Here is an 11717-nt window from a genome sequence, read left to right on the forward strand (position 1 = left end):
CTCACAGTCGCGCCAGCGCCCGGTCGAGCGCGGCGTTGATCAGCTTGGCCACAGCCGGCAGCGCCGGAGGGTGCAGCAGGCCGTAGTGGTGGGCGTCGACCCCGGCGGCCTCGACGGGGCCGTCCAGATAGCGCCCCCAGCCGAGGTCGGGACGGCCGGGCGGGGTGTCGTCGACTCCCATCCCGATGCCGGAGTTGCGAGGCGACGCCCGGTCCGCACGAATCAGCAACGTGGCCGTGCCGGGGTCGCCCAGGCGCCGGGGGGCGTGGGCGGCCAGCGCGCGCAGATGCCTGGCGAACACGGACAGCCGCCCCGCGAGGTCCTCGCCGCGACCCAGCAGCCGGTGCTCGCGCAGCCGCTCGGCGACCGCCGCCATCCGCCCTTCTTCGGGTACGTCGCCGATGGTCAGGTCGATGCCGAGGTACGCCTCCAGCGCGTGCAGGTGCCGTACCGTCACCTCCCATGCGATCTCGGCGGTGTCGCGGCCGGGCACCTCGCGGATCAGTGCGGGATCGTTGGAGTCCAGCAGCACCAGCAGCGCGGCGTGCCTGCCGCCGGCGTGGAGCTGCGCGGCCATCTCCTGAGCCACGGAGCCACCCATGGACCAGCCGCCCAGCAGCCAGGGACCCGGGCCGGGGCCGCCGGAGGCGTCGATCGCCGCCACGTACTGCTCGGCGATGCCCTCGATGGTCTCGGGTCCCGGGCCCGGCGCGCCAGCGAGCTCGGGGTCGGCCAGTGCCACGACGTCCACGCGGGGGTCCAGGAGCCGGGACAGCTCGGCGTAGCACAACACGTCGCCACCGGACGGATGGGCCAGGTAGAGCGTGGGGCGGGCGGCGCCGCCGGGCTCGGCACGCAGCGGCAGCACGATGTCCCGCACCGGCCCGGCCTGGACGGCCGCCCGCGGGGTCGGCACGGCTTGGCGTGCGGATGGTGCGGCGTGGCCTGGCTGCGGGGCGTGCCTCCATGGTTCCGGGCGGAGCCACGCGTCGGACGATCCGGCCAGGGCGCGCACCCGTTCCACGTGCTCGGTGATCGCCGCCTCCAGCTCGTCGGTGGGCAGGGCGGCGTCCAGCGCGTCCCACTGCAGCCGCAGTTCGCCGTCGTGTTCGAGCACCTGGTGGTCCAGCCAGGTCTGCGGGGTCTGCGAGACCGCGTACACCTGCTCGCCGGCCCACTCCAGGCGGCGACCGCCTTCCACCATGTCGGTGATGCCGAGGGCGCTGGTGAACACCACGGGCACCGGCCGTACCTCCCCCGTCCGCGCTGCCTGCTCGGCGAGCACGTCGAGGGCGGAGAAGCCGCGGTGGTCCAGGTCGGCGAACATCCTGGCCTGGGTGGCGGCGGCCCGGTCGGCGAAGGTGGCGGCGGGCTCGGCAGGCACCTCGTGGAGCAGCAAGGAGGTGAAGTCGCCGACGACCCGGTTGACGTGCGGGTGGATGGGCGGCCGGTCGAAGAGTGTCAGCGTCACGCAGAACCCGGCCGACCCCGCCCAGCGGGCCAGCACGTCGGCGTAGACGGTCAGCAGCACCGCCGCGGGCGTGACCCGGTGCCGGGCGGCGGCGTCCCGGAGCCTGGCCCACTCCTCGCGGCTCAGCCGCGCGGCACGCCGTACGAACTGGGGCGGCGTCCCGTCCGGGTCGCGGACCGGCAGGCGGGGCGGGCCGGGCAGTGTGTCGAGCCGCTCGCGCCAGTAGCGCGCGGCGCGGTCGTCGCGCCGCCGTTCCAGGGCGGCCGCGCAGGCGGCCGGGTGCAGGTCCAGCGGCGGCAGCGGCGCGCCGGGGTCCTGGTAGAGGGTGCGCAGCTCCGACTCGATGATCCACCAGCTGGCGGCGTCGCAGATGAGCACATCGACGCCGATGAACAGCCTGACCACATCTCCGGGCAACCGGGCCGCCTGGATCTGCGCCAGCGGCCAGCGATCGGGCGGGCCGGGCTTGGTCGACAATCGTTCCCGCAGCACGGCCAGCCGCTCCATCCTGCGTTCCTCCGTCATGGAGGCCAGGTCGTGGACCCTGATCCGGTAGCGGGGCAGGTCGTCCAGTACGCGGAGCCGCCCGTCGGGCGTGGCCACCGCGCGCAGCATGGGATGGCGGGCCACGACCTCGTTCCACGCGTCCTCGTAGCGGTCAAGGTCCAGGCCGTGGCAGTCGTACTCGAGGAAGAAGCGGCAGGGCAGGTCTCCCCACCGGTAGCCGCCGTCCCGGCCGATCCAGTACGCGTGCTGAACCCGTGTCATGGCGAAGGTGCCGTCGCGGTCGACGGCGTCCGCGTCCGGAGTGATCTCCAGGGTCGGGTACGGCTGCGAGCGTGCCGACTCGATCAGCTTGGCGATGCCCGCCACGGTGGGCGCAGCCAGCAGTTCCCTCATGCCCGGCTGGACCCCGAACCGTTCGCCCAGCGCGGCCAGCATCCGTACGCCCAGCAGGGAGTGGCCGCCGAGCGCGAAGAAGTCGGTGTCGGGATCGGTCACGGGCACGCCGAACAGCTCCGACCACACCTCGGCCACCGCTCGCTCGGCCGGGCTCAGCCGGGCGATGTCGCCGGTGGCCACGGCCTGCCGGGGCCGTCCGGCCGCGGCGACGCGCACGTTGAGATCGGTCGCGGCGACCGCCACGATCGGGGGCAGCGTGCCCGCCGCACGGGCGGCCAGCAGCCGGTCCAGCGCCTCGGTGCCGGTGGCCGCGTCGAGGGCGTCGGCGAGGACGACGGTGGCCTCACCTCCGTCGTCGCCCACCCGCCAGCCGTCCCAGACCGCGCTGACCCACTGGGTGGGGCCGGGCGCGGCGCGGCCGAGCGCGTCCATTGCGGCGTTGGCCGCCGCGTACGGGCCCATGCCGACGCCGCCGACCAGTGTGGTCACCGAGGACATGAGGAGCACCGTCCGTGGCCGGCGTTCCGCCGGCAGCGCGGCGATCGCGTCGCTGAGCACGATCGTTCCTCCGGCCTTGGCCCGTACGTGCTCGGCGGTCTGCCCGGGGTCCAGCGAGCGCAGCGGGTCCAGCCGCGCGTCCGCGACCACGCCTGCCGCGTGCACGATGAGCTCGATCGGCCCGTCGGCGGAGAGCTCCACGATCAGGGCCGAGGTGGCGACGGGGTCGGCGGCGTCGCAGGCCCGCACCTCCACACCGGCTTCGTCGAGGCCGGTCCCGCGGCGGGCGGCCGTACGGGACGTGACGACCACTCGATGCCCGCGCGCGGCCAGGTGCCTGGCGAACAGTTGCCCCACCGCCCCCAGCCCACCGGTGATGAGTACGGTGCCGGGCACCACGGCGGTCTTCTCGGGGACCGCCCCGGTCCAGGGCGCCAGGCGGCGGCGCCAACGGGTCGTGCCGCGCACGGCGGTTTCCGCTCCCGTCTCCTCGCCGCTCGCCAGCGTGCCGAGCTCGCGGAGCACGGCCCGCGTGTCGGCGTGGGGGTCGGCCGGTACGCCGAGGTCGAGCGTGGCCCAGCGCAACCCGGGCTGTTCCTGGCCCAGGACGCGGGGAAGCACGCGGACGGCCGCCTGCGCCTGATCGGGTGGCGGGTCACCGCCGACCTGCTCGCCGTGCCGGGTCACCAGCAGCACACACGGCTGATCAGCCTGGGCGGCGACCACGGCCGCGGCCTCGCCGAACGCGAGTACGGCGGCCGAGACGGCGTCACCGCCGGCGGCCGCTTCCTCCGATGCCACGACGACCAGTCCGGTCACGGGCTCGCCCGAGGCCCCGCCCAGCTCGCCACGGAGGGCGTCCGCCAACGCGCCGGTCCCGATCACCGCCCAGCGCCCGTCCGGAACCGCGACCGGCCCGGCCGGCACGACCTGGTTCCAGACCGGAACCTGCAGCGGCTCGTCCGCGGCGACCTCCAGCGACGTGCCCTCCGCCGGAGGGTCGATCCACAGGTGGCGGCGCTGGAAGGCGTAGCCGGGCGCGTGCACGCGCCGCCGCCCAGGGGTGGACAGCGCGGCCAGGTCCACGGGGCGGCCGTGGGCCCACAGGGTGCCGGCCGTCTGCCGCAGGCTCACCGATTCGGGCTCGTCCGGCAGCAGCGTGGTCACGACGGACCGCAGAGCCGGCAGGGTGTTCCTGCGAGCCAGAGCGGACAAGGCGGTCCCCGGGCCCACCTCGACCAGGAGCGTGTCGCCCGCAGAACCGACCGCGGCTCGCAGGGCCTGCGCGAACCGCACCGGCTCGCGCAGCTGCCGCGTCCAGTGACCGGCCTGCGCCAGCTCGGTGCCGATCGGCCTGCCGGTGACCGTGCTGAACACGGGCACGACCGGGGCGCCGCCGGTCAGATCGGCCAGTGCGGCACCGAGCCCGGGCAGCTCCGGCTCCATCAGCCGGGAGTGCATCGCGGCGTCCACCCGTAGCCTCGTGCCGGTGATGCCACGTTCGCGAAGCTCGTCCGCCAGCAGGTCCACGGCCGCCGCGGACCCGGACACCACGCAGGCGGCCGGGGTGTTGACGGCGGCGAGGTCGAGGCCGGGATGGCGGGACAGCAGCTCACGTACATCGTCCTCGCCGAGCGGGACGGCGAGCATCGCGCCGCCGCCCGCGGCTCTGGCGGCGGCGCACCGGGCGGCGACCAGCTTGGCGGCCTCGGCAAGAGGCAGCGCCTCGCTCACCACCGCGGCAGTGCATTCACCCAGGCTGTGCCCGACGACGGCGTCGGGCCGCACGCCCCACGAGGCCAGCAGCCGCGCCACCCCGTACGACACCGCGAAGATCGCCGGCAACCCGAAGCCGGCGTCGCGGACGCGCCCCTCGGCGATCCCCGGGTCCATGGCGTCGCGGACGTCGGCGCCCAGCAGCGGGCGCAACAGCTCAGCGCACTCATCGACGGCCTGGGCGAAGACCCGCTCGTCGCGATAGAGCCCACCGCCCATCCCCGGATACGCGCTCCCCGCACCGGGGAAGGCGAAGACCACGCGCGGGCCGTCCGCCTTGACCGGCGTCGCGACGGCCAGCCCTGCCCTGCCCACGCCCGCCACCCGGTAGGCCAGCTCCGAACGTCCCACCGCCAGCGTGTACGCCAGATCGGCCTCGCCGGGCTCGGCTCCGGACGTCACGGCCCGGGCGGTGGCGGCCGCGGCCTCGGCGGTGGCGGCCGAGACGGCCAGCAGCTGGGGCCGCGGGTCGGCGGCGACGGGCGGACGCTGCGGGGCCGGTCCCAGCACGGCATGGCAGTTGGTGCCGCCGATGCCGAACGAGCTGACCCCGGCCAGCGGAGGCGTGTCCCAGTCCCGCGTCTCGGCGATCACCTCGAACGGCGACTCCTCCAGAGCGAGCAGCGGGTTGAGCGGATGGGCGTGCAGCGACGCGGGCAGCACCCGGTGGTGCACGGCCAGGACCGCCTTGATGAACGAGGCGATGCCGGCCGCCGAGTTCGCGTGGCCGATGTTGCCCTTCACCGACCCGAGCCCGCACCACGCCGGGCCGGTGTCCCCGAACACCCGCCGTAACGCGGCCACCTCGATGGGGTCGCCCAGCGCGGTGGCGGTGCCATGCGCCTCGATGAGCCCGATCTCGCGCGGCGACGCACCGGCCACCGCGAGCGCCTCGGCCACCGCCCGAGTCTGGCCGCGCAGCGACGGCGCGGTGAACCCGGCCTTGTCGGCCCCGTCGTTGTTGACGGCCGAGCCGTGCAACACGGCGAGGACGGGATCGCCGTCGGCCAGCGCGTCGGCCAGCCGCCGCAGCACCACCACGCCGACGCCCTGGGTGTAGACGATGCCGGTGCCGTTCGCGCTGAACGGCCTGATCGTCCCGTCCGCCGCGTACACGCCGCCGGGGACGTGCACGTACCCCTGGCCCTGAGGAACGATCAGCGACACCCCGCCCGCGAGCGCGGTGTCGCATTCGCCGGACAGCAGCGACTGCGCGGCCAGGTGCACCGCGACCAGCGAGGTCGAGCAGCTGGTCGCCACCGCGACCGCCGGGCCGGTGAGGTTGAGCCGGTAGGCGGTCTGCAGGGGCAGGTAGTCGGCCTGGGTCGAGATCGCGGTTTGCAGGCTGCCGAGCGGGTCCCGCCCCGCGCCGGTCGGATCCCATCGGCCGATGAGGTTGCTCGCCAGATAGGCGCTCTGCATAGCACCCGCGAAGACCCCGATCGCGCCGGCCCCGCGTCCGCCCCCATGGCCGGCGTGTTCCAGCGCGTGCCAGGCGCATTCGAGGAACAGGCGCTGCTGGGGGTCGAGGAGAGCCGCTTCGGCGTCGCTGAACCCGAACGGCTCGGGATCGAAATCCGCCTGGCCCTCGATGAGCCCGCCGACCGGGACGAAACCCGCGTGCGCTCGTAGCCTCTTCGGCACACCGCGAGCGGCCAATTCGTCATCGGTGAATCTGGTCAGGCCTTCGCGGCGGTCGCGCAGCAGCTCCCAGTACGCTTCGGCGTCCGGCGCCCCGGGAAAGCGGCAGGCCAGGCCGACGACGGCGATCGGCCCGGACTCGCCGGGGTCGGGGAGGGGCGGGTTCGGCACGGCGGTCATCCGGCCAGCTCCGCGGCACGCGCCCGGGCGGCCCGGCGAGCAGCGGCCCGCCCCGACGCGGGTTCCGGCTCGGCCGCCGGCGGCGCACCGTCCTGGGATGGTTCCGCGGGTATTGTGCCGTCGCCGGGCGCCTCCCTTCGGGCGGTGATGAACGTGGCCAGCTCCCGGACTGTCGGCCGAGCGAACATGTCCACCACCGTCAGCCCGTCGTCCAGCTCGGCTCGCAGTTTGCGATGGGCGAGCACCATGGTCAGGGACGACGCCCCGAGCCGGAAGAAGGGCGTGGTGACATCGACCGGCGTCTTGAGCAACTCGCTGAACACCCGGGCCACGACCCGCTCCACCTGCGGATCCGGCCCCGCGGCAAGGGCGGCGAGCGTCGGCTCCTGATGGAGCGGGGCAGCGGCCGTGGCGGGAAGCACTCCGGGGGCGGCCGTGGCGGGAAGCACTCCGGGGGCGACCGTGGCGGGAAGCACTCCGGGGGATGCGGTGGCTGAGTGCGTCCCGGCCGCGGGCCCAGCAGGCTGCGGCACGGCGGCCGGCCCAGCGGCGGAGTGCGGCAGGGCGGTGGTGCCTGGCTGCGAGGAGGTGGCGGCGACGGACCCGGAGAGCCCCTCGCCGTCGGCGCTGCCCTCCACGACGAGCTCCATCACCCCGTCGGGCGAGACGGTGAGGCTGAGACGCAACCCGCGCGTCGCCGTCGCCGTGATCGCCCTCACACGCGGTGCGTCCTCTTCGGCGGCCGTCAGCGCGGAAAGCGTCTCCGAGGGGACGTCGACCTGGGAGGCTTCATCCACGGCCGGAGCGTCCGACCGCTGGTACGGGTTCGCGAGCGCCTTGTAGTCGATCTTGCCGTTGTCCGTGATCGGCAGCGCGTCCATGGTCAGGAAGCGGTTGGGCACCATGAATCCGGGCAGATTCGTCCGCAAGGTCTCGATCAGCTCGTCGTCCGGCGGCGGCGCCGCCGGATCGGCGGGGACCACGTAGCAGACCAGACGGGGGCGTTCGTCGGGACCGGGCACCGCGCGGGCCACCGCCTGCCGCACGGAGGGCAGCCGGTCAAGGGTGGCCTCGATCTCGCCGAGCTCGATCCGGTGGCCTCGGATCTTGACCTGCCGGTCCAACCGGCCGAGGAACTCGATCGTCCCGTCGTACCTCCAGCGTCCGAGGTCGCCCGTGCGGTAAAGGCGGCGGCGCAGGATCGGGTGCGTGATGAACCGCTCGGCCGTCTGCCCCGGGTCCCCGACGTAGCCACGGGCCAGACCGTCCCCGCCGATGTGCAGCTCGCCGGGATCGTCGACCGGGCATGGCCGGCCGTGTTCGTCGAGGATGTGGAAGGACTGACCCCGGAGCGCCCTGCCGTACGGGATGCTCGGCCAGGACGGGTCGACCTCGCCGATGGGGTGGCAGATCGACCAGATGGACGCCTCGGTCGCGCCGCCCAGGCTCACCACCTCGGCGTGCGGGGCCAGGGCCCGCAGCCGGTCGGGCAGGGTCACCGGGATCCAGTCGGCCGACAGGAACACCAACCGCAGCGTGGACAGCGCCCCGCGCACCGCCTCCGGCTCCAGCTCGGCGTATTCCACCAGCATCTCCAGCAGCGCGGGAGCGGTGTTCCACACGGTGACCCGGTGGCGGGCCATCAGCTCCAGCCAGTGACCGGGATCGCGCTGCCGGCCGGCATCGGGCAGCACGACGGCGCCGCCGGAGCCCAGAACGGAGAAGATGTCGTAGACCGACAGGTCGAAGCTGAACGCCGACAACGCGAGCACCCGGTCGCCGGGGCCGAGGGGGAAACGCTCGGCGAGGTCGTTCAGAGTGGTACGGGCCGCGCGGTGCTCGATGGCCACGCCCTTGGGCCGCCCGGTCGAGCCCGACGTGAAGATCACGTAGGCGAGGTCGTCCGGCGCGGGCCGCCGCGGCTCGGCCTCGTCGGGATGCTGAAGAACGCCGTCGTCGTCCAGGCGGTGCACGATCACCTGCTCCGGCCACGCGGCGTCGTCGGCCTCCGCGGCGAGCAGCGCCATCCGGATCGACGCCTGCTCGCACAGCGCGGCCACCCGGCCGGCCGGCCAGGAGGGTTCCACCGGCACGTACCCCGCCCCGCTGGCCAGCACCCCCAGCAGCGCGGTGACCTGCGCGAGGCCCTTGTCCGCCGCCACCGCCACCAGGTCGCCGGGCCCGGCCCCGAGCGCGGCCAGCGCGCGTCCGGTGCGGGCGGCGCGCTCGGCCAGCTCCCCCGCCGTCACCTCGCGTGTCAGGTCGAGCAGGGAGGGTACGAACGGGGACCGTTCGGCGGCGGTGCGCAGCGGGTCGTCCAGGAGCGGACCGGCCCCGTCGAACGCCCCGCCCGGCACGTCCTCGTCGGCCAGGAACGACGGATCCCAGCCGAGCGCGGGGTCGGTCCACAGCTCGGGCTCCGTGGCCAGCCGCCGCAGCAGGCGGACGTGCGCGGCCAGCATCCCGTCGACGAACCCGGCCGGCAGCGCCCCGTCCACGGCGTCCCACGCGATGCGGAGCCTGCCGTCCTCGTCCCAGACGATGTGATCCAGCATCACCTGCGGCGTCTGCGAAACGCCGAAGACCTCCGTGCCGAGCCAGGCGGCGGGCGGGTCGCCCGGCCCCGCCAGGCCGACTCCGCTGGTGAAGACCACGGTGTGCGTGGGCACGGGCAGGCCGGTGGCCGGGTCGGTCACCCTGGGGCGCTCGCCCGACTCGATCGCGGCACGCAGTGCCTCCATCCCGGAGACGGCCCGGTGGTCGAGGTCGGTCCAGAACTGCCGGTTGACGGCGGCGGCGTAGCCGGCGAAGCCGTACCAGCGTCCGGGGTCGGCCGTGGGGATCTCCACGAGGACCGTGCTGGTGAAGTCGCCCACAACGCTGTCCAGGCCCGGGGTGTCGTCGCCGAGAGCGAGGTCGTCGCGGTCGAAGAGGGTGGTGTTGAGGCAGAAGGGCTCGCGGGCGCCCCAGCGCTGCAACACCAGGCCGAAGGCCGCCAGCAGCAGGCCGGTGGGGCTCAGTCCGTGTGCCGCGCCGTGTTTGCGCAGCTGCGCCCAGTCCTCGGCGGACAGTTCGGCGGCGTGCCGGGTGATGCGGTGACCGCGGAATTCCGCCGGGCCGCGCGTCCAGGGCAGAGCAGGTCCGTCCGGCAAGCCCGGCGCGCGCCGGGCCCAGTAGGCGGCGTCCAGCTCGCGCCGCCGCTGTTCGGCCGAATCCTCCAGCCGGCGCCGTACCAGATCGGCGAAGCCGAGCGGCGGCGCGGGCAGTTCCAGGGCGGGGTCGGCCACGAACTGCCCCCACTCCCGCATCAGGCGCATCCAGCTCATGAGATCCAGGGCCAGGACGTCCACGCCGGCGAACAGCCGGGTACGGCCGTCCGGCAGGAACGCCGCACGCAGGTCGAACAGCGGCCACCGGTCGGCGGGAAGCACCTGGTGCGAGCACTCATGACGGAGCGCGGTCAGCGCCTGCTCGGCGCGTTCCGGTGTCTCGCCACGCAGGTCGACACGGGCGATGGCGTAGTCGGGCACCTGGTCGAGCACCCGCTGCCGGGCGTCGGCGTCCACGACCATGCGCAGCATCGCGTGCCGCCGGACCAGCCGGTTCCAGGCGCTTTCCAACCGGTCGAGGTCGGCCTCGGACGGCCCCTGCGGCACGCGGTCGTACTCGAAGTAGTAGAAGGTCGCCACTCCGCCCAGGGGGAACGCCGGGTCCCGGCCGACCAGGTAGGCGGTCTGGATGGGGGTCAGCGGGAACGGCTCGCCCGCTTGCGCCGACTCGTCCGGCACGGTCCCGGCGGCGACCGTGCGCGCGGTCGCGTCCCCGAGGAAGGCCGTCAGCGGCAGGTCGAGTCCGGACTCCTCCAGCAGGCGCCGCCGCAGCCGCACGGCGGTGAAGGACTCCAGCCCCAAGGAGATGAGCGGGGTGTCGGGGTCCAGGTCCGAGGGCCGGAGTTCCAGAACGTCGGCCAGGCAGGCGAGCACATCTTCGACGGTGGCGGAACCCAAGGGAGACCCCTTCCACGGAGATCAGTCAATGGAAACGGTTTTCATTGCTACACAACTTCGGCACTTTGTCCAGATCTTGAAAATGATTACCGTTATTTCGTACGATCTCGCCCTATGTCGCCCCTGAACGATCGTGCGGACCGCGCCGGGCACGCCGCGATCGCCGGATCCGACACCTGCGGCGCGGCTGAAGCCATCCACGACCTGGACCGCCTGGTCCTGCTGGGCATCGCAGCCGACCTGCACCGGCGTACCCGGCTGCGCGACGGCGCGGCGCATGAGCCCGGCGTGGTCGCGGACGACCTCGGCGCCGCCCGGCGGCACCGCTGGATCGCCGGTCACTGGCTCGCCGCTCTCCGCGCGGCCGGCCTGGCGAGCCGGGACGCCGCGGGCCGCTACCACGGCCTGCACGGTCCCCGGCGCGCGGAGCTGGCCGCCGCCCGCACCCGCATGGAGGCCGCGCGGTTGGCGCTCGGCTACCCCGCCGAGCTGGCCGAGCTGATGCTGCGCTCGCTGCGGCTGCTGCCCGCCCTGCTCCGCGACGAGATCGGCGTGCAGGCGCTGCTCTATCCCGACGGCGAGCCCGCCACCGCCGAGGCCGTCTACCGCGACAACCTGATCAACCGCTACCTCAACGCCGCCGCGGCCGAGGTGCTCAGGGACCAGGCCGAACGGGCCACCCGTCCGCTGCGGATCCTGGAGCTGGGCGCGGGCATCGGCGCCACCACCGCCGACCTGCTGCCCGTGCTGGCCGCCCGGCCCGTCGAGTTCTACCTTTTCACCGATCTGTCGCCGTTCTTCCTCGACACCGCGCGACGCCGCTTCGACTCCGGCTTCCTGCGGTACGCGCTGCTCGACATCGCCCGCGACCTGCCACACCAGCCGAAAGAGCTGGACCTGGTCGTCGCGGCCACCATGGCGCACAACGCGCCGCACGTCGGCCGCCTGCTCGACCAGGTCGCCGCGCTGCTCGCCCCCGGCGGGCGGGTGCTGCTCATCGAGACCGTCCGCGAACACCCCCAGTCGCTCACCTCGATGCCGTTCGCCCTGTCCACGGAGGACGGCCCGCCGCGGCGGCTCGACGGCCGCGCCGGCACCACCCGCACGTACCTGAGCCGCGAGGAATGGCGGGGCTCGCTGGAAGCCGGCGGGCTGCGGGTCGAGGTCGACCTGCCCCGCGCCGGGGACCCGCTGGCCGCGCTGTCGCAGCGCCTGTTCGTCGCCACCCGCTGATCACCTGA

Annotated in this window: 3 protein-coding genes; 1 reads left to right on the forward strand and 2 read right to left on the reverse strand. The window is 74.4% G+C overall.

The features are described 5' to 3' along the window. Position 1: 1 nt before the first annotated feature. Together EDD27_RS19230 and EDD27_RS19235 are read right to left on the reverse strand one after the other, a co-directional pair. Positions 2 to 6469, reverse strand: a complete 6468-nt coding sequence (locus EDD27_RS19230) for a type I polyketide synthase (RefSeq protein WP_127933639.1) — start codon at positions 6467 to 6469, stop codon at positions 2 to 4. After that, complete coding sequence (locus tag EDD27_RS19235) at positions 6466 to 10476, reverse strand: non-ribosomal peptide synthetase (RefSeq protein WP_127933640.1); 4011 nt, start codon at positions 10474 to 10476, stop codon at positions 6466 to 6468. The genes EDD27_RS19230 and EDD27_RS19235 overlap by 4 nt, the downstream gene beginning before the upstream one ends. Before the next feature lie 114 nt (positions 10477 to 10590). Here EDD27_RS19235 and EDD27_RS19240 point away from each other — a divergent pair, with 114 nt between their 5' ends. Continuing rightward, positions 10591 to 11709, forward strand: a complete 1119-nt coding sequence (locus EDD27_RS19240) for a class I SAM-dependent methyltransferase (protein ID WP_127933641.1) — start codon at positions 10591 to 10593, stop codon at positions 11707 to 11709. Positions 11710 to 11717: the final 8 nt, after the last annotated feature.

It is taken from the genome of Nonomuraea polychroma (genome assembly GCF_004011505.1).
In the GTDB taxonomy this organism is placed as follows: domain Bacteria; phylum Actinomycetota; class Actinomycetes; order Streptosporangiales; family Streptosporangiaceae; genus Nonomuraea; species Nonomuraea polychroma.